The organism is Prolixibacter bellariivorans ATCC BAA-1284, from assembly GCF_000621705.1.
Lineage (GTDB): Bacteria > Bacteroidota > Bacteroidia > Bacteroidales > Prolixibacteraceae > Prolixibacter > Prolixibacter bellariivorans.
The window spans coordinates 202,658-227,664 of record NZ_JHXO01000007.1; the positions used below are offsets into that span (position 1 = coordinate 202,658).

A 25,007-nucleotide genomic window follows, 5' to 3' on the forward strand; every position below is an offset into this window, starting at 1 on the left:
TGGATTTCAGTAATTAGTGTATTCGTGCTAAAGGATGTTAATAGTAAGCAACCATGGTCCAAGTTTATGGCATCCTGAAGATGAACGCAAGGTTGTTTTCCGTAATTTAGACGGAAATTTAACCCTGAGTAATGAAATCGGTTATGTTGGTTTCATTAGCCCATGAACAGATGATAATACTTGATGAAAGCAGATTTAATTACCATTGGCGATGAGATTCTCATCGGACAGATTATCGATACCAATTCGGCATGGATGGCCAGAAAACTTAACGACGAAGGAATTGCCGTCCGGCAAATTACCAGTATATCAGACGAACACGATCACATATTGGAGACACTTTCAGATGCTTCCGAAAATGTTGATTTGGTACTGATTACCGGTGGATTAGGCCCGACAAAAGATGACAGAACCAAAGACGCTATTTGTCAGTTTTTTGGTACACAGCTTGTTTATGACGATAATGTATTGAAGCACATTCAGGCATTGCTGGCACCGCGCGGAGTGCAGATGAACGGCCTTAACCGTGATCAGGCGCTGGTTCCCGAAAGTGCAGTGGTGTTACATAACCGGATGGGAACGGCTCCCGGACTTTGGATGGAAAAAGACGGCTGTGTTTTTGTTTTCATGCCTGGTGTGCCCTTCGAAATGAAGACATTGGTCAGCGAACAAATTTTGCCCCGGGTTCGTACCCGTTTCAAAACCACACCCATTATTCACCGAACCGTGCTTTCTCAGGGATTGCCTGAGTCGATGTTAGCCGAACGCATTGCCGATTGGGAAAACAGCCTGCCTTCGTTCATCAAACTGGCATATTTGCCCAACCCGATGCACATCCGGCTGCGATTGAGTGCTTCCGGCGAAGATCGCGATGTGATGAACAAGGTACTCGATGAAAAAGTGGAAGAGCTGCTGGAAATTATTCCGGAACAGATTTTCGGTTTCGAGGATGAAACCCTCACCGGAAATATTGGCAAGTTGCTGAAGCAACGTAACCAAACTGTCGGAACAGCAGAGAGTTGTACGGGGGGAAATATCGCTCACTTTTTTACGTCTGATGCGGGTAGTTCTGATTATTTCCGCGGAAGCGTGGTAGCGTATTCCAACGAGGTAAAAGAAAAAGTGCTCGGTGTTCCGGAAAAATTGCTCATCGAACACGGAGCTGTAAGTGCCGAAGTCGTAGAAGCGATGGCTGTTGGTGCACGAAAAGTATTGGGCGTTGATTATGTCGTAGCTACGTCCGGAGTGGCAGGACCAACGGGAGGTACTCCGGAAAAACCGGTTGGCTTGGTTTGGATAGCCGTTGCCGGTCCTGACGGAGTTGTTTCAAAAAAATATAACTTTGGTAATGACCGCGGAAGAAATATTGTTCGTTCGTCGCAGTCGGCCCTGAACCTGTTACGCAATACTTTGTTGAAGTAAAAGACAGACAGCGAAATAACCAGACTTATTTCTTTTTGACTCTCAAAACTTCGCTTGTTTTCCGGTTAACCGGAATGAGAAAAATATAGATAAATAAAAAACGATGATATGAAAAAAGCACTCATCATTATTGGTATTGTTGTGGTGGTTTTATTAGCTGCTATGATTGCCGTTCCTCTGATTTTTAAAGATCAGATTTATAAGAAAGCACTTGATAAGGCCAACGAAATGGTTGACGCCAAAGTCGAACTCGATGGTGTCAATTTGTCTTTGTTCAAAAGCTTTCCGAAGGTGTATGCCGAACTGGATGGGCTGCGAATTATCGGGAAAGGTGATTTTGCCAACGATACTTTGGTGAGTGTGGGCTCAGTGGCGACCACCATTAATTTGTCGAGCTTGTGGCACATGGACGAGGGAATTGATGTGAATGAAATTATCGTTGATAACCCGAAGGTGTCGCTCAAGGTGAATAAGACCGGCAAAAGCAACTGGGATATTACAACGCCAAGTGAGCAGCCGGCGACTACGGATACAACAGCATCAGAGATGCAGCTGAACCTCGACAAGATTTCGGTGCACAATTTATCGCTGAGCTATACCGATGAATCAACGCCCATGTCTTTCTCGATGAATGAAGGCGATTTCAATTTGTCGGGAACCATGGACGGTGCCAACAGTACCCTGAAAACGGATGCACAGGTGAAAAACATCACCTTCGATTACCAGGGAAGCCGGTATGCGAAGGATATCAGTCTCGATATGAAAACGGTTCTAACGGCTAATTTCGATAAGATGAAATTTGCCGTTGCCGAAAATGAGACGCACATCAATAAATTACCGGTGAAAATCGACGGTAGCTTCGCCATTGGCGATTCCAGCTATGATTTCGATTTGAAATTCAGTTCACCAGGTTCCGGCTTTAACGAATTGCTGGGCTTTGTTCCGGAAGAGTACCAATCGTATCTGAAGGATGTTCAAACTAAAGGCAATGTGGCGTTCGGAGGTTTTGTAAAAGGAGCCTACACCGAAACCAGCTATCCGGCTTTTGGTATCGACCTGAAGCTGGATAATGGCTGGTTGAAATATCCGGATCTACCCAAAGCAGTGGAAAATATCAACCTGGCTGCCAGTGTGAAAAAACCCGAAGGCGATTTGGATTTGATGACCGTGAATGTGAATAAATTCGAAGCGAACGCCGCCGGAAACCCGGTTTCGGCGAATCTCTCCATTGCGCATCCGATGAGCGACATGCAGCTGAAAGGAAAGCTGAACGGAAAAATCGATTTTACGACGGTAGCACAGGCTTTACCAATGGATTCAATGGATATCCGCGGTCTGCTTGATGCGGCTGTTCAGTTCAACGGACCTTATTCCGCTATCGATAAGCAGCAATACGACAAGTTTGAAACCGAAGGAAAAGTTCAATTGAAAGGATTCCGGATGGTTTCGAAAGACTTGCCCATGCCAATTACCATTTCCTCGGCTGATATGACGATGAACTCACGTTCAGTATCGCTCGCTTCACTAAAAGGGAATATGGGACATTCAGACTTTTCGGCATCCGGTTCACTTTCTAATTACTGGCCTTATATCCTGAAGAATGAAACGTTGAAAGGTAACCTGAAGGTGAGTTCAAATCTTTTGGATGTAAATCAGTTGATGGCCAGTATGGCAACCACCGATACCGCGAAGACCGACACTACCAAAATGGAAGCCATTGAAGTTCCCAATCACCTCGATTTTGTGATGCAGGCCAACATCAATAAAATCCTGTACGATAAGATGGTGATTACCGGGACAAAAGGTCAGGTAATTGTCCGGAACAAAAAACTTTTGTTGGATGGTCTGAACATGAACATGCTGAACGGTCAGGTGACGATGAATGGCTCCTATGAAATGCCGCAGCCGCAAAAACCAAAATTTGATTTCAATTTAAAGGTGAAGGGATTTGATATTCCGCAGGCTTATCGTTCTTTATCAACGGTACGAACCATGCTCCCGATTGCGTCGAACAGTACCGGCGAATTCAGTACGGGGTTGTCTATCTCCGGCTTTCTAACGAAGAATATGGAACCCGTTTTTCAGTCGTTTAACGGAAACGGCGACATTTCCACATCTGATATTCAGATTGTAGGAGCAAAGGTATTCCAGGAAATCGGTAAGTATTTCAAGAAGAACAAATTCGACAAGGTAGATATCGATAATTTTGCCACGAAATTTAAAATCGTGAACGGTGGTCTGGACGTGTCTCCATTTAAAACAAAGATTGCCGGCCAGGAGGCAGTTGTTTCGGGACACCAAACGGTCAGTCAGGATTTGGATTACAAAATTGATTTCAAAGTCAATAAGAACGATTTAAGCGGCGATATTAACAAGTACCTGGGCTTCGTACCCGGAACTGAAAATATTAAAAAACTGCCGGTCGGAGTGACTATCGGAGGTACATTCAAGCAACCGGAAGTGAAAGTGAATCTGAATGATGCCAAAAAGCTGGTAGAGCAGGAGTTCAAAAAGTCATCGAAAAAACAGATTCAGGATGCCGCGAAGAAGCTGGGTAACGAGCTGAATAAGCTGTTTAAGTAACGATTTAAAAAACAGCAAAATATAAAGAGGCCGTCTCCATAATATTTTTTTGGGGACGGCCTTTTGTTGTCTCTTGATTCTTCTTTTAGCGAATGCGTCCCAGCAGTATTTTTTCCTGCTCACTGTTAGGGGCAATTGAATTGTTTTTTCTGCCGGGAAAACTTCTACGTATAAGTTCATACACTTCTACTGTTCTTTTTAAAAACTTCTACTTAGAAAGGTGGATCACTTCTACTTAGAAAGGAAGAAAAAGAACAGTAGAAAGATGAAAAGAGAACAGTAGAAAGATCGAGGCTCGTCCGTATCCCCGCTGTCAGTGGAGCTTTTCAGGATTAAGAGTGTTCCCTGTCTTTTTGAGATTTTCCCGGTAGGAGAACAGATCACCGCTTCAATTTTCCTGTCAGTTCAATTCCTTCTTTCTGCAGCTCATCCGATGTATACCGGCGTATTTTAAAGTTGAGATAAGCCACCAGAACTGTCATCACCGGACTGATCAGGTTGAAAAAGGCATAAGGCAGATAGGCCAGTGTAGGGACGCCCAAAACCCGTGACTGTGTCGCACCGCAGGTATTCCAGGGAATCAGCACGGAGACAACGGTTCCAGAATCTTCTAATGTGCGACTGAGGAGCTCCGGCTTAAGACCATTTTCCCGGTAGGTTTGCGAAAACATGCGCCCGGGAACTACGATGGCCAGGTACTGATCGGAAGCGGTGAAATTGAAAAATATGCAGCTGCTGACAGTGGAGAATACCAGTGAGCCGGTACTGTGCGCAAACTTGAGAATTTCGCTGGTTATGCGCTTCAACAGGCCGCCGGCTTCCATTACGCCACCAAAAACCATGGCGGATAAGATTAGCCATATGGTGTCGAGCATCCCGCTCATTCCGGAGGTATGTAGCAGTTCGTTTACCGCGGCGTCGCTGGTTGTCAGACTAATATCGCCAAACATCGATTGCATTACAGCTATATAGGCATCTTTCAGGTAAATACCTGATTCACCGGAAACGCTCTGAATGATTTGTGGTTGAAAAATGACTGCAAATAGAGCGCCCAGCATGGTTCCAATGAAAAGGGCAGGGAGGGCAGGCATTTTCCGGATAATGATGATCAGCAACGTTATTGGAACGATGAAGAGTAATGGCGTCGTATTGAAGGTTCCATCAATGGCTGTCTTTACATCGTCAACATTAATGGTGATTTGGGTAAAGTCGTGAGTGATTCCCATGATGAGGAAAATAATGAGCGTAAGCGTCATCGTGGGAACCGTGGTATACATCATGTACCGGATGTGTGTGAAGATATCGGTGCCGGCCATAGCGGGAGCCAGATTCGTCGTATCGGAGAGGGGCGACATTTTATCACCAAAGTAGGCCCCGCTGATGATGGCTCCGGCTACTACCGCCTCACTAAATCCGAGCGTTTTACCGATGCCCAGCAAAGCGACACCAATGGTCGCAACGGTTGACCAGGAACTTCCGGTGGCAACCGAAACAATAGCGGATACGACCACGGCTGAGAAAAGGAATAATTTGGGAGAAATAATATCCAATCCATAAAAAATCATCGCAGGAACCACACCGCTAATCATCCAGGTACCGGCAAGTGAACCAATGAGCAGTAAGATAAGCATCGAGGGCATTGCTGAGCTGATATTCTTTAGGACCCGTCCCTGTATGGTTGTCCAGCTACGCTTTAGCCTGTGGCAAATGAGACCTGCAACAGCGGCCGAAAGTAGAAGAGCAATCTGGTTGGCACCGGCCAGTGTGTCCTCGAAAAACCAGACATTCATGCTGAGCAGCGTTATCAGAAAGATAATCGGAAGAAATGCCTGCCACAAAGCCGGTTTGTTTAGGTCTTCTTGTGCTTGACTCAAAATCGAAAAAATTAGTTAGTGGTTAGAATATTCGGTATTAGGAATATAATATCTCCTGCAAATTACCGTTACAAAGAAAAGGTATTTTTACTTATTCAGTGTGTTTTACCCGATGTTTAAAAGATACCAAAAGTTTTAATCCCCGATAATATTTTGTTAGGTAGAATTAAAGTTTTCCTTACTTTTATGTTTCATCTATTATCAGGTTTCGCCGTACTTTATGAATACTTTCTCTACTTCGTTGCATAATATTCTGATTCCTTTATTGTTGGGAGTGATATTGTTGTCATTTCCGGATTCTGCACATGCTCAAAAAAAGAAACCGAAAATATTAGAAGTTGGCGGAAAAGTGCGGTTGGATGAAGGCCGATTTGACGGGGCAACCATTGAAGTACTCAATACAGATAATAATAAAGTTGAGAAAAAGATAGATGTAACAGCAGCAGGGAAATTCGACTTTGAATTGCCGTATCAGCATAATTATCAGCTCTTTTTCCGAAAAAGTGGTTTTTACCCGAAGATGTTGATTCTGACAACCGTTATCCCGGATAAAGTATTGGAGCGTGATCCTTATTTTCCACCTGTTCAGTTTGTTGTTACCTTATTTAAGGTTGTGCCGGAAATCGATCCGTCGTTTTCAAAGAAACCGGTGGGGAAAATATTCTATTCGGCTAAGGTGGATAATTTCGATTCGGAATCGTACTTCAACGATATGCAAATACGTCAGAAGATTGATGACGAAAAAACCAAACTGGCTGACAAATCATATCAGAAGAAGCTGGATGAGGCGAAATCTCTCGAAGAAGCTGGAAAACTGGCGGAAGCCATTGCCGTATATCAACAGGCTGCCGATTTAAAACCGAAGGACAATTTTGTTAAGGACAAGATTAAGTTGCTTGGTGAACAAATCAAACTGAAAGAAGAGCAGGCAAAGCAGGATGAAGAATTTAAACAGCTAATAGCCGATGGAGATGCAAAGGTTGCCAATAAAGCATACCAGGAGGCCCTGAATACATACAACAAAGCACTGAAGATTAAACCTGATAGTCAGAATGCCAAAGCTAAGGTTGATAAAGTAAATGGTTTGATTGCAGCACAGGAAGAAGCTGCGAAGCAAAAAGCGCTTGCCGAAGCTCTTCAGAAGCAATTTAACGAAGCTGTAGCAAAAGGGGATAAATTATTCGAGCAACAATCGTATGCTGATGCAACTGATGCCTTTAACCAAGCCCTGAAGTTACAACCGAATGCGCAGCATCCGAAAGAGATGCTAAGCAAAATTCAGGAGGCTATTGCTGAGCAAAACAAAGCACAGGAGGAGGCTGCTAAACAGAAAGCTTTGGCTGAAGCACGTCAAAAACAATTTGAGCAGGCGGTTGCAAAAGGCGACAGTTTATTTGCCGTTAAATCTTATCCTGAAGCGACGACCGCTTTTAATCAGGCTTTACAGTTGCAGTCCGATGCAAAACATCCGCAGGCGATGTTGAACAAAATTAAAGCTGCGGTTGCCGCACAAAAGCAAGCTGCAGAGGAGGCTGCCAGGCAAAAGGCGTTGGCCGAAGCTCGTCAGCGACAATACGATGCTGCTGTTTCGAAAGGAGATAGTCTATTTGTCCTGCAATCCTATGCTGATGCAACAACATCCTTCAATCAGGCTTTGCAGCTGCAGCCCGATGCCAAACATCCCCAGGAAATGTTAGGCAAAATTCAGAATGCCCTGGCTGCTCAAAAGAAAGCAGCTGATGAAGCATCCCGGCAAAAAGCACTGGCTGCGGCCAAACAGCAACAGTATAATTCTGCGGTAGCAAGAGGAGACAGTTTGTTCACGATTAAATCTTACCAGGAAGCTACGCTGGCTTTTCAACAGGCTTTGCAGATTCAGCCGAATGCCCAATACCCCCAGGAACAAATTGACAAAATAAAGGCTGCTCTTGCCGAACAACAGCGACAGAAAAAGTTGGCATTGGCCGAAGCAACACAAAAACAGGCCGAAGCTGAAGCGGAACAACGTCGGTTTTCTTCTGCGATAGCAAAAGGCGATAGTTTGTTTGGACTCAAACAATACGATAGTTCCGTTGCTGCTTTTAATGAAGCGTTGCAATTACAACCCGATGCAACTTATCCGGCTACGATGCTTGAAAAAATAAAACAGGCTCTGGCGGAACAGAAGCAATTGCAGCAACAGCGGGCTATGGCAGAAAAAGAACAGGCAGAAAAGGAAAAACAGTATACTGATTTGATTGCGAAGGCTGACCAGCAAGCGAAAAATAATCAGTTGATGGCGGCAAGGCAATCATATACCGATGCCAGTAAAATCAGTCCGGAGGAAACGTATCCCATCCGCCGGGTGAATGAGATTAATGCACTGCTGGCAGAGCAAGCACGAAAAGAAAAGGCTGCGAAAGAAAAAGAGTTGGCTGAGCAATCACAGAAAAGTTCGACGTATCAGGAACAAAAAGACACGCTGAATTTTCACTACACCGGCGTGGTAGAGGATTTGTATCTGAAAAATATCAAAAAGGCGGATGCCGCTTACGCCGAGTCAAAATGGACGGTTGCCCGTTTCTTTTATTACGAGGCACAGAAGTACAAGCCTTCGGAAAAGTATCCGCAAAAGCAGGTTGATTTGTGTGACAAAGCGATTGAAGCGGAGTTGCTGGCTAAAAGAGAAAAACAATATCAAGGTTTCATCAGCAAGGCGGATGCGAGTTTGAAAACCGGAGAATTCACGTTGGCAAAATTTTATTATCAGCAGGCGCTGAAGATTAAAGGAGGAGAGGACTACCCGAAAAAGCAGCTGGTTGAAGTGGAGAAAGCGGTTCAACAAAAACACGCGTCCGAAGAAGAAACTCAATTCCGTTCTTTTGTGAAAAAGGCTGATGAGGCGTTCGACCAAAAGGACATTTCGGTTGCTCGTTTTTACTACCGGAGAGCACTGGCGCTTAAGCCCGGTGAATCATACCCGAAAACACAGTTGGATAAACTGAAAAGTCTGTAGCAAACGTTAAAGCATAAAAAAAGCCCCGCCGGGCTTTTTGTTTTTTGTAAGGTGAGTAGAAGGATTTTAATAAATCCGGCGGGACCTTATTTCGTTATACAAAACTTGCGTTATTCAAATACGTAAAGCTGGTATTCAAATCTTCCCAGATATCGCCTTTACAACGATCTTCTTCCACGAAGAAATGTTTCATTCCTGCTTTTTCGCGTGCATCAAATATCGGTTTAAAATCAATTGTTCCGGTACCTACAGCTGCAAAAAATTGTTCCGGAGTGTTATCCATGTCTTTCACATGCCAGAGTTCGAAACGACCAGGGAATTTATTGAAATACTCAACCGGGGTATGTCCGCCCTTGGTAATCCAATACAAATCCAACTCGCTTTTTACCAATTTCGGGTCGGTATTGCCTAGTAACACATCCATAGGAATTTGTCCTTCCATGGGTTCGAACTCGAAATTATGGTTGTGATAGGCAAACTGAAGGCCATGCTTTTGAGCAATCTGGCCTAAGGTATTCAGTTTGTCCGCAGTATTCTTGTAACCGTCGAGGTTTTCGCGGAACTGGCCCGGCAGATAAGGGTAAACAATGTACTTGCAACCAGCTTCGGCGTGAGCTGCACAAACGTCATCAGCAACATCCGGTTCAAATACCGTATGGCTCGACATGAACTTCATGCCCATGTCGTTGAGCATCTTGGTAAATTCCTTCGGTTCTTTTCCGTAAAAACGACCATTACCAAAACCGGCGGCTTCAACCGAATTGTATCCTAGTTCAGCAACTTTTTTTAGTGTGCCTTCCAGATCTTCATTTAGCTGATCGCGTACAGTGTAAATCTGCAGGCCAATTTCTTTTTGTTTTTTACCACAGGAAGAAAGGACTGTGGGAGCTACCATTGCAGCGGTTGTGAGCATAGCTGATTTTTTAAGAAAATCGCGTCTTGTTCCCATTTTTATCGGTTTATAGTGTTAGTTAGAATGTAAATTTACACGATGATTTTTTCATTTTCAGCATCCCAGAACACTTTTTTGTTATGCTTATACGAAAGTGTTCCCATGTGTGCTGTAATGGCTTCTTCGAAACCCTGATCAATATTACAACTGGGCTCTCTCCCGTCACGGATGCAGTCGACCCACTCTTTCATGTGCAGATGCGTTGTATCAACGCGTTTGCCACCCCTGTAAGTGTATAGCAGACCTCGTCCGGCAAAATACTTTTCGGTAGCTGAAGTAACGGCATCTGCATTTTTCCTGCCGGGAATATAAGAATAAATAGGCAGTTCCGGATCGATAATACCTTTCTTGATCTTGTCAGCGTATTTCGTCGATTCTACGTCGGCATTGATGGTAAGGGTTTGTCCGAGCTCCATCCAGGCATCGTGTCCCATTACTACTTTCCCGCGTTGATGTTGGCTGGAAAGGGTGGCGCTGTATACCAGTGATAAATCTTGTTTCGGGAATTCAAACACTGTATGCAACACATCCGGTACCGTCCGTCCGTCTTTGTAGAAATAGACGCCTCCCGTTGACATCGCTGAATCCGGAATACCAACATTCATAATTTGGTTGATGGCATCATACTCGTGTGTCAGCAAGTCGCCTGATAAACCAGTGCTGTAATCCCACCAGCAACGCCAGCGGAAAAAGCGCTCGAGACTGAATTCATGCCAGGGTGCTGGCCCTATAAATTGTTCCCAGTCGATGGTTCCAGGATTGGCGTCTTTATGTATTGGATATACCCAAGCACCATTTGGTGTATTCCGGTTTGTGGTTACCTCTACCAGGTTAATTGGCCCCAGCACACCTTTTTCGATGGCTTCTTTGGCTTTCTGGTAACTGTCAGTCTGACGTCCCTGATGTCCCAACTGGAAGGTTATTCCACTCTCTTTTACTGCTTTTCGGACCTCATAGGTTTCTTCAACGGTCCATGTCATGGGTTTTTCGCAATAAACATGCTTGCTATTTTTCGCTGCTTCAATGGTCATTGGGCCATGCCAGTGATCGGGCGCAGCAATAACAATGGCATCTATATCGGGTGACGCACAAAGCTCTTTGTAATTCTTAAAGATTTTGGGCATTGGCCCCATGGTTCCACCGGTTCCTTCACGATTGACATTGGCACCGGCCTCGGCACACATTTTTTCGTAAGTGTTGAAGATATCGCAAACAGCAGTAATCTGAATTCCGAGGTTTTCCTGTTGAAGAAACTCTTCGTACCGTTTATCGTCCTTATTACTCATGGCGCCTTCTTTCCACTCGTCCACCATGGTGGGATGAGCAAAGCCCAACGCTTTCGCGAGCATTTTTCCACGGATACCGTATCCGATCAATCCAACGCGAAGCGGTTTTCCGCTAAGGTCCGAAGGGGGAGTGGCGGCCGGCTCTTCATAACTCATACCAACTTCATCGGTAATTGAATTACTCAGCAGGCGATCGTATTGTTTCTTTTTGTAAACACCGTAGGCAAAGGCACCCAACACCGGAACTGTTGCCAGACTTTTAATCACGTCGCGGCGGCCTACATTCTTTTTATTCTCGGTCTGTTCTGTATGTTCCTGATTTTGCTTATTATCACTCATTTCTCGTTCCTCTCAAATAATTAAATTTCACTTTGTTTTAACCAGCAACCGATCGAATCCAATAATTTTCCCGGTAGGAAAAAGGGATAATACCCACATGGCAAAAAATTCGATGACCACCTTATCAATGAAAAGGTAACTTCCTTCGGAAGGAAGGGCATACGTTAATCCAATGAAAGGTGGATGAGAGAAATAATACATGGCCAGCAACAACATGCCTCCGTAAATGGCCCAATGGGTAAACAGGCCCATTATCAATGCTACGCCGATGAGGACAAGTCCCCATTCGTTTAAAGCGTCGATAACCGGAAGTAATTTGGGGGAAGCCGCCAGTGAATGATAAAATCCGGAAAAAAATCCTTTTGAATCCATTAAATAGCCAACCGAAGTCCAGTTGGGATTCAAAAGCTTGGTAATACCTTCATAGAGAAAATGCCAGCCGATCACCACACGAAGTATGAGCAATGCTGCAAGCTGGGCATTGGAAAGTTTTTGGTTAGGATTTAACATGATGCGTTTAGTATTGATTAGGCTTAAATAGAGATACAAATCTGCCGAAAATTAATAAAAGGAAGGAGATTGTGAAAAAACGTTAAATAGCTTTTTGTGTTTATTACAATTATTTAACTTATGCAAGCAGGTAGATATGACAATGGCATCCGGCATGAGATGCCATCAGTATTTTCAAGTGATATGTGGATATCGATTGCTACTCGACCAGCATCGCTTCGGCCAGTTTTTCTGCCACCTTTTTGTCTTCCAGGTATTCGACAATTTTTAATGCGAATTTAATGGCAACGCCGGCGCCTCTTCCCATGATAATATTTTCACATTGCAGCGTCGGTTCTTTCAGGATGGTTGCACCCTTCAGGTATTTTTCAAATCCGGGGTAGCAGACAGCTTTCTTGCCTTCAAGAAGTCCTAATTCCCCAAAAACAAGCGGTGCAGCGCAAATAGCGCCCAAGGGTTTGTCTTCGGCAGCAAAAGCTTTAATCTGTTTTTTTAAACCTTCGTGCTCGTTTAAATGGCGTGCACCCGGCATACCTCCGGGCAGAACAATCATTTCAATATCATCGTAATTGACTTCTTCGAATAGTTTGTCTGCAACAACCGGGATGCTGTGACTACCCTTTACCTCTTTCTTTCCTGTAAGGGAAACAGTTGAAACATCGAAACGGGCACGCCTGAGAACATCAATAATGCTGATGGCTTCAATCTCTTCAAATCCCTCGGCAAGGTGTACTGCAATGTTGGTCATATCGTGTATTTTTTTTGATGACTAAAGTTAATCATTAGCTGGCTTGAACACAAAAAGCCCGGTGAAACAATTGTTAACCGGGCCTTGAAGAAAAATTGAAGACTTATTTTTCAGCTATTTAAACTGCATAATCTTTTAACCACTTACTGAGCTTTTTACGGGTAAAGAAAATGCGGCTTTTAACTGTACCTAACGGTAAGTCAAGCTTTTCAGCGATTTCTTTGTATTTGTACCCGCTCAGAAACATCTGGAAAGGCTCTCTGAATTCTTTCTCAAGCATGTCAATTTTCTTGTAAATCTCTTTCTCCGCATGAATAGAATCGGGAGCCGGATAATGAACATCCTTGGAAAGGGTGAGATGGAAATTGTTATTGGCTGAATCAAAGGTTTTTTTCGCCTTTACGTTGCGCCTGTAGTCATTAATGAAGGTATTCTTCATAATGGTATAAATCCAGGCCTTGAAATTGGTGTTTGTCCGGAATTTATCGCGGTAGGTGAGTGCTTTCAGGTAGGTTTCCTGAAGCAAATCCTGCGCTTTTTCCGGGTCACTTGTTAAACTTAGGGCAAAATGATACAACCGGTCTTCCAGACTGATTAAGGTGTTTTGAAATTGAATCTGTGTCATGGTTTTTGATGATTAAAGTTCGCGTTGATTGACTAAAATGCGTGTTTGGTTGATCAAATGTACTATCAAAATTATCCTAAGTTTTTTGTTTTAGCAAACGATCGGAGGGGATTCTTTTCATTAAATTGAACTTATTCTAAATAAGGCATGACATAAATCACTGATACACTATTTTATAAAAAAAAGTTTAAAGATTGATTCTAAATTACGCACAAAATGAAACATTTTTATACACTTTGCGGTAGGCGGGCTTCCTTTTAGTATAAAACAACATGAATAGTCATTCTATTTCACAGTATTACTGTAGGTTAAGTGTTTTTCGAAATTGTTTAATAAAGTTTCGCCCGGAATGTATTTACTGATTGAATTTTCTTTTAATGAAAAGAAATGAAATTTATGATAATCAATACAAAGTCTTTTTGCGATTCAAGGTAGGAGGGAAACAAAAAAAGCCTCCCAATAATAGGAGGCTTTTTTGAAAAGTGACTGAGCTGGGGCTCGAACCCAGGACCCACGCCTTAAAAGGGCGTTGCTCTACCAGCTGAGCTACTCAGTCATCCTTTAGATGCCTTTGTTTTTCAAAGGCGGTGCAAATATATTTTCTTTTCGTTGAAATGCAAAACTGAATGTATTTTTTAATCGTAATGGCTGAAATATTTTTCGTTTTCTGCCATAATTTCAATGAAAAAAAGAACGTTGAAAAAAAGTGACTGAGCTGGGGCTCGAACCCAGGACCCACGCCTTAAAAGGGCGTTGCTCTACCAACTGAGCTACTCAGTCATCCTTTGTTGTACCCTTGTTTTTCAAAGGCGATGCAAATGTAGAATCTTTTGTTAGAAAATCAAAAGATGAATTCTGAATCCCGCTAAAACAATGGCCTTCGTATGGGGCAACTACTTTTTTTTCAGAAGTTCAGAACGGGTGATTTTTTTTGAAAATATTTTTTTTGACTTTCCTCATAACTGTATTAACTGACATTGTTTTTAAATATGACCAGCTGTTGTTATCGTTCGACGGCTTAATCTGGCTGGATGATATCACAGACAAGTGAGGTGAATCCTGCTTGCTTCCTTTTCTCTTTCGAGAGGAACTATTAACTTGATCAGTCGATCACTAAACCAGTAGCTATGAGAACAACTGCATTTTGGATATTTGGTATCCTACAGAGTATTACCCTTGGCGTGATTATTTTTTTGCTTTTTCGTTCATTGAATATTATTCACGGAACCAATGTGGTGGGAGTAGACACACAATCAGTACTAAGCATACTGTTTCCTTTGTTTTTACTGCTGACCGAATATGTTATTTATTCAAAAAAGCGCCGTTGAAGATGAAGGAAAGCAGGAATGATTCTTAATAATTCTCAAGCCTCGCTAAAACAGCATTTTTGTAGGTCCGGCTGACAGGAACCATTTTTTTTCCGATTTCCACATATTCGTTGGTAAATGATTCGAGTTTGGGGATGGAGACAATATAGGCCCGGTGTGTGCGGAGAAACTCTTTTTGTGGCAATTTGCCTTCGATACTGGTAATGGTTTCCCGCGTAACAATGGTTTTGTCATCCAAATGAATCTTCACATAGTCGCTCAGACTTTCGACGTAAAGAATGTCGGAAAAATTCACCTTAATCATTTTTCTGTCGGAGCGAACAAAAATGAAGTCGATTTTTTCCTCCTCTGTTTCTTCTGAAATATCGTGGTTAGTGGAAAGATTTTCATCGAAATATTTATTGACCGCTTGAAACAGCCGGTCGAAGGAAATGGGCTTGAGCAGATAATCTACCGCCTGCAAATCAAAACCATCGACTGCATATTCCCGGTAGGCGGTGGTGAAAATGATTTTGATGTTTCGGTTAATCGATTTGGCAAAAGAAAGGCCGGAAATGTCGGGCATGTTAATGTCAAGAAAAACCAGGTCAACTTTTTTCGAGTTGATGATATGAAACGCTTCAATTGCATTTTTGCAACTGGCTTCAATTTGTATGGAGTCGATCTTCTTCAAATGACTTTCCAGAATTTCGCGAGCGATGGGCTCGTCATCGACGATAATGCAGTGAATGGTTTTCGACATTTTTAGTTCTTTAAATCGGTTATCGTCAGGTCAACAGCGTACCAGTTTTCTCTTTTTTCAATTTTTAATTCGTGATGATCAGGATAGTTCAATTCCAGTCTTTTTCGGATATTTTCGAGGCCTATACCACCATTCCCGTCATTTTCATTGTGGTTTCTGGTCGTATTTCGAATGAAGAAATGTAATTGCCCGTTTTTTAGCGTAATATTCATTTCAATTGTCAGAAATCCGTCAATAATGCTTCCGTGCTTAAACGCGTTTTCCACAAACGGAATCAACAACATGGGGGCAATCGGAACATTGTCGTCGATTTCTTCTGCATCAATAGAGACTTTCAATGTATCCTGAAAACGGATTTTCTCGAGTTCAATGTACTCCTTTACGTGCAGAACTTCTTCGCTCAAACTAACTTTTGGTTTATTGACCTGATAGAGTATATAATCCAGAATATTGGACAACTTCAGTATGATTTCGGGCGTTTGTTTCGATTGCTTCAGTGCAAAACCATACAGTGTATTCAAGGTATTGAACAGAAAGTGGGGATGAATCTGTTTTTTGAGATAATCCAGTTCCTGTTCTTTAAATTGCAATTGCGTTTCCAGAATTTTCTTTTCCAACTCCCGGTTGCGTGACTGAATCCGGAAGTTATTATTCAGCAAACTGACCGAACTGATAATACCGACTATCAGGTAAACGATAATCAGGATGAATATATAATTTCGGCTCATGAGCGGCATGTCGGCTATGTGGATGTTTGTGAGAAAGATAAAGCTCCCTATGATTGTCACAATAATCAGGTAGGTCGACATGATGAGCGTATAGACCCCATATAGTGCAAAAAGCCGGTACTTCTTTGTTAGTAAATATCTTGGTATCAGAAAATAGACCACGAAGTAGGTGACAGCCATAGTGACCGGTAACAGAAAGCTGGCAAACCAGGTCACATAGGTAATGTTGTCGGTTTTATAACTGAAGAAGTAGACATAGAAAAACCAGACTACCACCCAAAACATGGTATGCAGCAATACCGAACGAAGTTTTATGGTTGTTCCCTGAAACATGACGATAATGATAGGGAATTTAGCTGAATCTGCGGATTTTTATAGACGAAATACCAAATTATATCCCGATTTTGCAGAAATAAGCCCGAAAAATCGTTTTATCTTGCTTATCTGGTCGAAAACCGGTGTTGACTGTTCGTTGGTCGCAAAAAATATTTTGGAGCAAGAGACCATGGTACATTTGGATTAGTGTTCAACCAAAAAGAAAAAATTATGTCTTCATTTTTCGCAAAACTTATCGAAGGAGGTCCGCTCTTCATGTTCCCCATCTTATTCCTGTTGATCCTGATTCTGGTGCTTATCGTAAAAGGATTTCTGGAAAAAGGGAATAACCCGAAAACACTTTCTCTAATCGGCTCAATTGGCCTGTTTACCATTGTCTGGGGATTTCTGGGACAAACGATCGGCTTAATTGAGGCTTTTGGTGTCATTGAGAAGGTCGGTGATATATCGATGTCTCTAATTGCCGGCGGGCTTAAAGTGTCACTTTTAGCTCCGGTATTTGGACTGATTGTCTTCCTGATTGCCCGGTTGGGAATCATCGTTCTTATTTGGATGGGAAAAGAAACAAACCAGTCATAAGGCTCAGGTTAGAAACAGAAACATGAAAACTAAGTCTGTCGCATTTCGTTGTGACAGACTTTTTTACGACTGCTTCACTTTTTTCTCGAAACAAACACTGCTCTTCGCATCTTTGTACTGTCCGTAGTTGGGAATTCGGTTGTAGTTGTTTTTGGTGTATAGAGCAATGGCTTCAGGTTGCTTCACGCCCGTTTCCAAAATGCATTTTTCATACTCAAGTTCCGCTGCCCATCTTTCCAAAGCATTCAGGACTTTTGATGCAATACCCTCTCCCCGCAATTCCGGAAGAACAAACATCCGCTTAATTTCCATTGTGTTACCATCATACGGTTTTATTGCGCCACAACCTACCGGTTTTTCACCCTGATAGGCCACAATTACATGTCCGATTTGGTCAATCTTGTTGAATTGCGCGTAAAATGCATGTTCGTTACCGTCGCGCACCCGTAAATCGGCGTCGAGCTCCGAAACAAGTTGTATAAAATCAGAGTTTTCGGAGTTGGTTTGTTTGAGTGATATCATCGATCTATTCCAGTTCCTTATTCAATTTTACAAAATGCAGATGATCCTCCCATATACCATTTATCTTTAGGTATTTCCGACTAATTCCTTCTTCGGTAAATCCCGATTTACTTAATAACTTCACAGACGGCTTATTACGAGGCATCACATTGGCTTCAATTCGGTGTAATCCTAAGGTTTGAAAAGCAATTTTTATCATTCCCTTTACAGCTTCTGTCATATACCCTTTATTCCATTCTTTTGCGGTGAGCTCATAGCCCAGGAATGCTGAAAGAAAGGGACCATAAACGATGTTGGTCAGTGAAATGGTGCCGATCAGTTCATTTTTGCTTTTTTCAAAAATGAATAGGAGACAACTGCTACCTTCCACATAAGAAGCACGTGAGTTTATAATAAGCTGCCGCGCTTTTTCATGTGTATAGTAGTTTTCATTTCGTGTGGGTACCCATTCTTTGTGGAAATCTCTGTTTTCGACAAGAAAATTATGAAATAAAGTGGCATCTTCTTCTTTCGGTGACCGTAAAACCAACCGTTCTGTCTCTGCTGACAACTCAGACATCCTTTTTTCTTTTGTTCCCTAAAAAAGGCGAACAGGAGTGAAATCCTTGTTCGCCTAATATTTTTGTTCCGGAAAAGTCAATTATTCCCGGGTAAGTTTATCGTTTTCGTAACTGAAGAGCAACGGAACACCGGTGGGAATTTCCAGCTTCAGTACTTCCTCTTTAGACAGTTCTTCGATGAACATTACAATGGAACGAAGGCTGTTTCCGTGAGCTGAAACCAACACGTTTTTGCCTTCTTTCAGCTGTTTCAGGATGTTTTCCTTGAAGAAGGGTATGGTACGCTCAGCCGTATCCTGCAAACATTCGCCGTTTGGCGGCGGAACATCGTAGCTTCTTCTCCAGATGTGAACCTGCTCGTCGCCGTAGGTTTTTGCGGTTTCGGCTTTGTTCATTCCCTGCAACTCACCATAGTAACGTTCATTCAGGTGCCAGTCGCGGTAAACCGGAATGATATTTTTATTCATCTCTTCGCTGTAAATTACACCCCATTCGCTCATCTTGCCATCAGAATGAATCACCACCGGTGTTTTTTCGCTTTTGTTTTGTGCCATAGCAATCATTGCCGTTTCGAGGGCACGAACCTGTACCGATGTATATACAGCATCAAATTCTACGTCGGCCAGTGTTTCACCAGCTTTCAGCGCTTCTTCAATTCCGACAGTTGACAGCGGGACGTCTACCCAGCCGGTAAATACGTTCTTCTTGTTCCAAAGGGATTGTCCGTGACGGACCAATACCAGTTTTGCCATTGTTTCTTTTTTATTGAATGGTTTAAAACTCTTTTTTCAGGTTATTTCTCCGGTTTAACAACTTAAAGAGGGCAGAGGTTGAAAAAAATGTAAAAGAGAATGACTTTTATTTCATCGTTCGCCTAATATCAAAAGAAACGAGCCATAACCGACTTAGCGTTACAGCTCGTTCTAACCAAATTATTTAACCTTAAAAACCACTATGTGGGAAAAACAACAATATGAGCAAAAAACAAATTAAATCTATTCGTTTATCATTTATTCTTTGTTGTTGCGACCGGCCCTAATGGACAGTTGTACTTTATAATACTTGATTTTCTCGTTCAGCTCATTGACGAATGCCTCCACACTTTCGGCAGCCATGTTAAGTGTGATAGTGGCATTAATCCGTTCAATTATCTTTTCATACAATGGATCGATAACAAGCCTGACCGAACGCACATCGCCATTTCCACGCTCCGACAACTCGGTATTGCGTTCGTTGAAGATATCTTGAAATACCTGATTCTGATCTTTCAGAGCAGCCACCCAGTGGCTTATCCCGATTTGTTCCACATGCGGAGCGTTTTTCACGCTTTGTAAATCGTTTACTAAGTTGCTTATGGCTGCACTCTCTTCGTTATAGGGTACTCTTCGTATATCGCCGTAAAGCGAAATAACCCGTTGAACAAGCTCTGCACTATTGACCTCTTCTTCAACCGGGCTGTCAATCGTGGCGTCAACCCGTTTATGTATGGCTCTCCAGGTCCTGTCCCGACGATTATCCATCTCTGATATTTTAGCCGAGAGGCTACTACCGTTGCCTACACGCACCGCGCTATCAAGTTTGTTCAGCGTGGCAATAAATTCAGGATACAGGGCTGTAATTCCCAGCGTTTCGGGCGTTGTGGCCTCAATAAGCTTTTTGATATCGGTCATGAACTGGTCGTGTTCATTGTTGCGCAACGGATACAGGTTAAAGTCTTCGATTTGTTTCATGATAATTAGTTTATAGTGGAAAAACATTAGAAATTTACAATTTTCGACAACGAAATTCAAAACAAAAAAATATGTTTATGATCATTATTTTATTGTCATAAAGACTAAAAACATTGTAAAACACCCTATGTATTTTCATAAACTGAGTAGTTGTATAATTACTTTGCAGTGAAAATCCTTGAATTCGTTATGTGATAATATAGTATCTGCGGTTTTGGTCATACAGTTATCCCGGATTTATGCTTTCCCATTTTCGGAAAAGGTTGCCGCAATTCTGATTCATGCTTCCCCACTTCCGGGAAACGCTGCCGCAATCCTGATTCATACCTTCCCACTTCCGGGAGACGTTGCCGCAGTTCTGACTCATGCTTTCCCATTTTCGGGAAATGTTGCTGCAGTTCGGATTCATGCTTTGTGGCTCTTGGGAAACGTTACCGCCGATCCTTTTTGGATGTTTTTATGTCGTCTAAATATGTTAATAAAATGTATCCTTCCTGATCCGTTTTTTGGTCTTAAAGTGCTAATTTAGGCAGGTGATGTTGTAATTCTGTTGATAATTTATTCTTAAAAAAGGACAACAAGGCATGAGATACGGGCAACTAATAAGGGTTGTATTGTATCTACCACTTGTAACATGTTTTCACTAATTAAAAATTCCATATTATGAAACGTATTATCCCGGCGCTAATGATAGCGATTCTGTTTTCATCGTGCGCAACCCACCTGGGAATGATAAGTTCGGGTGTATCAGATCAAAACATTCAGTATGAAGATATGGCCGTCGGCGTCGCCCAAACAGCCCATGTATTCGGTATAGGCGGTTTATCGAAGGATGCGTTGGTCCTTCAGGCCAAACAAAATATGATGAAATCGCGCCCGCTAAAGAAGGATGAAATGTACATGAATTTTACGGTCGACTTTAAACAGAGTTATTGGTTGGTTTATATCCAAACCAAGGTGACGGTAAGCGCCGATGTAGTAAAGAAAACCGGCACCGAAGACGTTTCACCATTTTCTCCTAACTATCTTAATAGCCTTGGAACCTCCAATATGGCGAACAAGTTATTTGAAGTGGGTGATTCGGTTATATTTGACAAGACACTCAGAGGAACTGTTGTTGCTGTTAAAAAGAGTGGCCGGATGCGCGTATCATACAAAACCAGTCGTGGCAACTTTAAAGTAGCAAACATGTCTGTCAATAGCGTTTTTTCGCCCAATAAAAAATACAGAGGTTACCGTGCGGGAGATATGTACGCAACGACCTTTACGCAAGGTGGAGAGGATGAAACAGTTGTCGGGAAAGTGGTCGGTGTAGGGCTGCAATTTGTACTGGTGCGTTCCGTCAAGAACGGCTATCTGCTTAAACTTAAATATTAGATATGTAGTGTATTAAAATAACTAGTTAAGTGCCCTGAACAGCAAATAATGCCGATGTTTAGGGCTTTTTTAGCGCTTTTATTTTAACATCCTAATTACGATTTTCCAAAACATGAGCTAAAAAGTTGTGTTGTGGAATCCAATTTTTAATCCTTTCAAATCACCGTATATTACCTGTATTTTAAAACTTTTGCAAACCTTGCTCGTTGTACATATTGCAACGTTTTACTGCATGATTTATTTGTAAATTTGATAGCAGATTACTAAATAATAAAAAGGATTTGACGATGAGAAAGACTTTTGGTGCTGGTATTGATACAAAGACGCGTACTGTCAACAAGAAAAAGAAGATTCAGTACATTAATCTAAAACTGGCTGCGCTTGGATATCCTTACTATGAGGATGAACGAACCGCACAGTTTTTGGAAATAGCCTCTCCGTTACTGGACAATTACAAAGAGCAGTCCCGTATTCTGTCCAGTCATTTATCGCCTATCGGAAAACGGATTCAAACCTTCCTGAACGACTACCTGGCTGATGTTTCCGGGGAAAAAAATATTTCCTTGCCGGGAAATTCTTTTGTGCTCGACACACATGGTCTGGCCCGCATGATGTCTATTTCTCCCAACAAAGATTCTTACGAAACAGACATGGTTCGGTCGTACCGGACTGCGCAGGGAATTCTGCACAATCCGAAACATGATAAACGTACCACCAAAGGAGTTTTTCACGTGGCAGAAGGAGGGCTACCCGTTCCGAACGATAAGAAAGCGGTTCCGAAACAAACTTTTGCCAAACTGTTGGAAGCAGCTTTAGCTCCCCCAATCGATTTGATGGAGCTTCCGTTTACTTCCGACCAGGAAGAAAAAGCGGAGGTATTTCTGAGCCTGATGCTACGTCCGGTTGTCGTACCTGAAGTCGCTGGTGTTACAAAGGAAAAGGCTATGGAGATTCTCTTTCTGGCACCCGGAAACCTGATTAGTAACCTCGATTTCGTCGAATCTATTTTTGGTAATGCAGGTGATCCCAATCTGCCGGAAAATGATGCGGCACTTGATCCCGAAACCTGGACGGGACATTCGGGATGCGTTATTCTGGCTACGCATCTCATTCACATGAAGAAAAAAGATTTGGGACTTCCACATTACGATGACGCCACCGAACGGCAGCGCCTCGATGGAATGTGCTGGAGGGATGAGAATGAGCTATACAACGACGGAGGCGCATTTAAGATTACAGCCCGTGATGAGCGGGGAGTGGTGGTAACCATTATTGCCGATAACTATTTCGGATACTGTAAAAAAGAGGTGAAAACACAAATCAGTTACTCAGCCAACCTATACGGACTTTGCGAAGAGGAGCATGCCGGTGGTGCGCTTGCTTTCCAAAGCTACGACTTAGGTGAGCGTTTCATGCTGGATGACCGCCTTCCCGACAACAATCTTACTTTTAAAGAAATAACCAGGCTTTATGGCGATATGATGGATATTCAGCCGGAAGGATATGGTCAGGATAAGAATTATCCGAATATTCTTTATGTGCCTGAAAATGCTGAGTTCAATATTTATGAACAAACGGTCAGTTGGACGAATGGTAAAGGCAATCATAGTATTAAGCTCCTGCCTACGAAATATTACATTCTGCCGTCGGGCTACCGGATACAGATGCGGAAACGGATGAATGGTCACCACTGGCATCTTACCGGTGCGGTGGCCGAAGGAACGCTGTGTCACAAGCCCTGTACTGTTTCCGGTGGTGGAAAATCGGAAATCTCTAAATCCATCAGGGATGCTATGATTCAGGGGTCGGTCATCGTTTCCGATGATTTGCAGAAAGATTTGGATATGGTAGACGAAATCATGCAAAAAGATTTCACCCACCGTTTCAAAATACCGGTTGATTACAAACGGCCGCCTCGCAGTATTATGGATACAAACCGATCGTTGGGTTCGGTTATCAAGTTATTGACACCGGCCAATGAATACACCGATGAATACAACGACTGGTTGAAATCTGTTCCACAACGGATAAAAGACTTAATCTACATTGTTAAAAGGCGTTATCACACGGAATGGAGCCAACACTGGCGCGAGTATTTTTCGGTCGACCAGATAAACGGCAGTTCAGGAAATGAATTAAAATTCATGGGCCGCAAGCTGATTTCCAACTATCTGCGTGTAGGCCACGATTTGGACAATTCGTGGCGAATTTTCCAGTTGCGACAGGATTTCTATCCTGCCCAAAAAGTTCAGGTAGAAGATGATATTACTGCTTCCATCATTGTGAAAACCGATCAGCTGTCGGACTTGAATCCGCAATATTCAAATCCCAGCGTGAAGTTACTGACCAACTGTGAAGCCCGTCTCTTTCAACGTCCGGATGATTGTGTGGTGAAAGGATACGATAAACAGGCCGAAGCTGATTTGACTAACCCGAATACCTTCCTGTCGAATTTCGAGCCTTTAACACGTGAGCAGGTGAAGGAGATTAAAGAAGATACCATCGGCTTTGATTTCTATACTAAGCCAGTGAAGGATTTGATTAATAATTTCCTGGAAAGTGATGAACCCAATTACCTGGTAGTGCCATCGGAGCCTCGCCTGGTAAATGGTGCTCCGTCTCAAAATCCCCGGTATTTGCAGGTTCGCCCCGATTTGGTGGACTCAACGGACAAATACCTGGCAGAAACCTGCGAACGAATCTTTCGCAAGATACCATTGAATAAACCCCTTTATTTACCAGTGAACAGTGTCCTTCCGGGAAGAAGGAATAACCCGGCCGACGAAAAGGCTAACGTACCGCCACTGGCTATTTATAATCCAATTCATTACCAGGAATTACCGGAATTGTTTATCGACTTTATCTGTAGCATTACCGGTAAATCACCATCTACTACCGGTTTTGGTTCGGAGGGTGCGCTTACCAAAGGGCCGTTTAACAATCTTTTGGTAGCTGCCGACCTGAACAATGCGTTGCTGTCGTATATTCTTACAGGATACGAGCCGCTCTCATCAGCTGCCGGTTATGTTGGTCCTAAATATAAAGTCGATCACGATATCAGCCTGTTAATGCCTGAAGTTATTTCGCGCATGTCGGTAGACGAGCGTGACCCGAAATATTTGATCAAAAATGGTTACCTGGAAAAAGTGAACAATATTGAACACGATGGAGAGGTAATAGAGGCGAGTTTGTTGGGATACCGCATCACCATCAAGTTTGTTCACCATTTCCTTGGCCGTATTTTCAATAACCCGGATGCTGTTTTTACGAAAGATATGCTCCAGCCCGAATTGCAGGATATGGATACTTTTGTGCATTCGCTGAAGAATCTTTCGATTACCCAAAAGCGGGTAGCGGAAGGGTTGATGACGGACGGAACCTACGAAGCATTGTGTCCGCCGTTGCAGTCACTGGTCTCCATTATGGTTAACGGAGAATATGAAGGCAAGGATCGGGAACATCCCGAAGTTCGTAAAATGTTTACCCGGGACTATGTGATGAACAGCGATTGGTACAAGCATCGCTTGAAAGTTAAACAGGATCGTGATATCAAATTCCAGAATCAAACCATCGCTTACCTGGAAGATGCAATGCAGCGTGAAAACCTGAAAGAAGCCGTTCAAAAGCTTGAGCTGGAAGCGAAACTTAAAGCTGCCCGAAAAGAACTGGCTCATGTTCAGTCAGAAGCCTATATCGAGGAGTTATATGGTACGCTTGGAGCCGATCCATTGAAATAACGTATCGAAATACAATGCAAAAAGCCACTTCCTG

The 25,007-nt window shown here is 42.8% G+C and carries 20 protein-coding genes and 2 tRNA genes; 7 read left to right on the plus strand and 15 right to left on the minus strand.

Features of this window, described 5'->3' with window-relative positions; translation table 11 throughout:
• The first annotated feature begins 183 nt into the window (after positions 1–183).
• Both T426_RS0108790 and T426_RS0108795 read left to right on the plus strand, forming a co-directional pair.
• Entirely contained in the window at positions 184–1,422 is a 1,239-nt protein-coding gene (locus T426_RS0108790) for a competence/damage-inducible protein A (protein ID WP_025865625.1), read from the plus strand.
• Positions 1,423–1,530: 108 nt separating this feature from the next.
• Complete coding sequence (locus T426_RS0108795) at positions 1,531–4,005, plus strand: AsmA family protein (RefSeq protein WP_025865624.1); 2,475 nt, start codon at positions 1,531–1,533, stop codon at positions 4,003–4,005.
• 380 nt (positions 4,006–4,385) lie between these two features.
• On the opposite strand, the gene nhaC is transcribed toward T426_RS0108795, so the two are convergent.
• Entirely contained in the window at positions 4,386–5,879 is a 1,494-nt protein-coding gene (gene nhaC / locus T426_RS0108800; protein WP_025865623.1) for a Na+/H+ antiporter NhaC, read from the minus strand.
• A 220-nt stretch (positions 5,880–6,099) separates the two neighbouring features.
• Here nhaC and T426_RS0108805 point away from each other — a divergent pair, with 220 nt between their 5' ends.
• The gene (locus T426_RS0108805) at positions 6,100–8,874 is read left to right on the plus strand and encodes a tetratricopeptide repeat protein (RefSeq protein WP_025865622.1); all 2,775 of its coding nucleotides are present in this window, start codon (positions 6,100–6,102) and stop codon (positions 8,872–8,874) included.
• A 94-nt stretch (positions 8,875–8,968) separates the two neighbouring features.
• Here T426_RS0108805 and T426_RS0108810 read toward each other — a convergent pair whose 3' ends face one another.
• From T426_RS0108810 to T426_RS0108840, 7 genes are all read right to left on the minus strand, one after another.
• Positions 8,969–9,823, minus strand: a complete 855-nt coding sequence (locus tag T426_RS0108810) for a sugar phosphate isomerase/epimerase family protein (protein WP_025865621.1) — start codon at positions 9,821–9,823, stop codon at positions 8,969–8,971.
• Positions 9,824–9,858: 35 nt separating this feature from the next.
• Complete coding sequence (locus T426_RS0108815) at positions 9,859–11,451, minus strand: Gfo/Idh/MocA family protein (RefSeq protein ID WP_025865620.1); 1,593 nt, start codon at positions 11,449–11,451, stop codon at positions 9,859–9,861.
• Positions 11,452–11,478: 27 nt separating this feature from the next.
• A complete protein-coding gene (locus T426_RS0108820; protein ID WP_025865619.1) occupies positions 11,479–11,961 on the minus strand; it encodes a DoxX family membrane protein in 483 nt (160 codons plus the stop codon).
• Between the two features lie 199 nt (positions 11,962–12,160).
• Complete coding sequence (locus T426_RS0108825) at positions 12,161–12,709, minus strand: DJ-1 family glyoxalase III (RefSeq protein WP_025865618.1); 549 nt, start codon at positions 12,707–12,709, stop codon at positions 12,161–12,163.
• Positions 12,710–12,827: 118 nt separating this feature from the next.
• Positions 12,828–13,334, minus strand: coding sequence for an RNA polymerase sigma factor (locus T426_RS0108830; RefSeq protein WP_025865617.1), 507 nt, complete (start codon positions 13,332–13,334; stop codon positions 12,828–12,830).
• A gap of 483 nt (positions 13,335–13,817) precedes the next feature.
• Positions 13,818–13,890 (minus strand) — tRNA-Lys (locus tag T426_RS0108835).
• A 151-nt stretch (positions 13,891–14,041) separates the two neighbouring features.
• A tRNA-Lys gene (locus tag T426_RS0108840) sits at positions 14,042–14,114 on the minus strand.
• Positions 14,115–14,461: 347 nt separating this feature from the next.
• Here T426_RS0108840 and T426_RS0108845 point away from each other — a divergent pair.
• Positions 14,462–14,662 (plus strand): hypothetical protein, encoded by a 201-nt coding sequence (locus T426_RS0108845; RefSeq protein ID WP_027585551.1) that lies wholly within the window; start codon positions 14,462–14,464, stop codon positions 14,660–14,662.
• A 25-nt stretch (positions 14,663–14,687) separates the two neighbouring features.
• Here T426_RS0108845 and T426_RS0108850 read toward each other — a convergent pair whose 3' ends face one another.
• Together T426_RS0108850 and T426_RS0108855 are read right to left on the minus strand one after the other, a co-directional pair.
• Entirely contained in the window at positions 14,688–15,404 is a 717-nt protein-coding gene (locus tag T426_RS0108850) for a LytR/AlgR family response regulator transcription factor (protein WP_025865616.1), read from the minus strand.
• Positions 15,405–15,406: 2 nt separating this feature from the next.
• Positions 15,407–16,465, minus strand: a complete 1,059-nt coding sequence (locus T426_RS0108855) for a sensor histidine kinase (protein ID WP_027585552.1) — start codon at positions 16,463–16,465, stop codon at positions 15,407–15,409.
• A 213-nt stretch (positions 16,466–16,678) separates the two neighbouring features.
• On the opposite strand from T426_RS0108855, the gene T426_RS0108865 reads away from it, so the two are divergent.
• Complete coding sequence (locus tag T426_RS0108865) at positions 16,679–17,047, plus strand: MotA/TolQ/ExbB proton channel family protein (protein ID WP_027585554.1); 369 nt, start codon at positions 16,679–16,681, stop codon at positions 17,045–17,047.
• Between the two features lie 63 nt (positions 17,048–17,110).
• Here T426_RS0108865 and T426_RS0108870 read toward each other — a convergent pair whose 3' ends face one another.
• From T426_RS0108870 to T426_RS25730, 5 genes are all read right to left on the minus strand, one after another.
• Positions 17,111–17,569 (minus strand): GNAT family N-acetyltransferase, encoded by a 459-nt coding sequence (locus T426_RS0108870; RefSeq protein ID WP_025865455.1) that lies wholly within the window; start codon positions 17,567–17,569, stop codon positions 17,111–17,113.
• A 4-nt stretch (positions 17,570–17,573) separates the two neighbouring features.
• The gene (locus T426_RS0108875; protein WP_025865454.1) at positions 17,574–18,128 is read right to left on the minus strand and encodes a GNAT family N-acetyltransferase; all 555 of its coding nucleotides are present in this window, start codon (positions 18,126–18,128) and stop codon (positions 17,574–17,576) included.
• Positions 18,129–18,209: 81 nt separating this feature from the next.
• The gene (locus T426_RS0108880) at positions 18,210–18,881 is read right to left on the minus strand and encodes a 2,3-bisphosphoglycerate-dependent phosphoglycerate mutase (RefSeq protein WP_025865453.1); all 672 of its coding nucleotides are present in this window, start codon (positions 18,879–18,881) and stop codon (positions 18,210–18,212) included.
• 258 nt (positions 18,882–19,139) lie between these two features.
• Complete coding sequence (locus tag T426_RS0108885; RefSeq protein ID WP_153637616.1) at positions 19,140–19,859, minus strand: DUF6261 family protein; 720 nt, start codon at positions 19,857–19,859, stop codon at positions 19,140–19,142.
• Positions 19,860–20,085: 226 nt separating this feature from the next.
• A complete protein-coding gene (locus tag T426_RS25730) occupies positions 20,086–20,226 on the minus strand; it encodes a hypothetical protein (RefSeq protein WP_153637617.1) in 141 nt (46 codons plus the stop codon).
• Positions 20,227–20,522: 296 nt separating this feature from the next.
• Here T426_RS25730 and T426_RS0108895 point away from each other — a divergent pair, with 296 nt between their 5' ends.
• Positions 20,523–21,236, plus strand: a complete 714-nt coding sequence (locus T426_RS0108895) for a DUF6567 family protein (protein WP_025865449.1) — start codon at positions 20,523–20,525, stop codon at positions 21,234–21,236.
• Positions 21,237–21,523: 287 nt separating this feature from the next.
• A complete protein-coding gene (locus T426_RS0108900) occupies positions 21,524–24,973 on the plus strand; it encodes a PPi-type phosphoenolpyruvate carboxykinase family protein (RefSeq protein ID WP_051568963.1) in 3,450 nt (1,149 codons plus the stop codon).
• Positions 24,974–25,007 lie beyond the last annotated feature (34 nt).

Excerpts from the sequence above, each read along its gene's own strand:
- T426_RS0108805 (WP_025865622.1), top strand. The coding sequence starts at position 6,100 with ATGAATACTTTCTCTACTTCGTTGCATAATATTCTGATTCCTTTATTG.
- T426_RS0108875 (WP_025865454.1), bottom strand. The coding sequence starts at position 18,128 with ATGTCTGAGTTGTCAGCAGAGACAGAACGGTTGGTTTTACGGTCACCG.
- T426_RS0108900 (WP_051568963.1), top strand. The coding sequence starts at position 21,524 with ATGAGAAAGACTTTTGGTGCTGGTATTGATACAAAGACGCGTACTGTC.
- T426_RS0108870 (WP_025865455.1), bottom strand. The coding sequence starts at position 17,569 with ATGATATCACTCAAACAAACCAACTCCGAAAACTCTGATTTTATACAA.
- T426_RS0108820 (WP_025865619.1), bottom strand. The coding sequence starts at position 11,961 with ATGTTAAATCCTAACCAAAAACTTTCCAATGCCCAGCTTGCAGCATTG.
- T426_RS0108825 (WP_025865618.1), bottom strand. The coding sequence starts at position 12,709 with ATGACCAACATTGCAGTACACCTTGCCGAGGGATTTGAAGAGATTGAA.
- T426_RS25730 (WP_153637617.1), bottom strand. The coding sequence starts at position 20,226 with ATGAGTCAGAACTGCGGCAACGTCTCCCGGAAGTGGGAAGGTATGAAT.
- T426_RS0108790 (WP_025865625.1), top strand. The coding sequence starts at position 184 with ATGAAAGCAGATTTAATTACCATTGGCGATGAGATTCTCATCGGACAG.
- T426_RS0108815 (WP_025865620.1), bottom strand. The coding sequence starts at position 11,451 with ATGAGTGATAATAAGCAAAATCAGGAACATACAGAACAGACCGAGAAT.
- T426_RS0108795 (WP_025865624.1), top strand. The coding sequence starts at position 1,531 with ATGAAAAAAGCACTCATCATTATTGGTATTGTTGTGGTGGTTTTATTA.
- T426_RS0108845 (WP_027585551.1), top strand. The coding sequence starts at position 14,462 with ATGAGAACAACTGCATTTTGGATATTTGGTATCCTACAGAGTATTACC.
- T426_RS0108885 (WP_153637616.1), bottom strand. The coding sequence starts at position 19,859 with ATGAAACAAATCGAAGACTTTAACCTGTATCCGTTGCGCAACAATGAA.
- T426_RS0108830 (WP_025865617.1), bottom strand. The coding sequence starts at position 13,334 with ATGACACAGATTCAATTTCAAAACACCTTAATCAGTCTGGAAGACCGG.
- T426_RS0108810 (WP_025865621.1), bottom strand. The coding sequence starts at position 9,823 with ATGGGAACAAGACGCGATTTTCTTAAAAAATCAGCTATGCTCACAACC.
- T426_RS0108865 (WP_027585554.1), top strand. The coding sequence starts at position 16,679 with ATGTCTTCATTTTTCGCAAAACTTATCGAAGGAGGTCCGCTCTTCATG.
- T426_RS0108855 (WP_027585552.1), bottom strand. The coding sequence starts at position 16,465 with ATGTTTCAGGGAACAACCATAAAACTTCGTTCGGTATTGCTGCATACC.
- T426_RS0108895 (WP_025865449.1), top strand. The coding sequence starts at position 20,523 with ATGAAACGTATTATCCCGGCGCTAATGATAGCGATTCTGTTTTCATCG.
- T426_RS0108880 (WP_025865453.1), bottom strand. The coding sequence starts at position 18,881 with ATGGCAAAACTGGTATTGGTCCGTCACGGACAATCCCTTTGGAACAAG.
- T426_RS0108850 (WP_025865616.1), bottom strand. The coding sequence starts at position 15,404 with ATGTCGAAAACCATTCACTGCATTATCGTCGATGACGAGCCCATCGCT.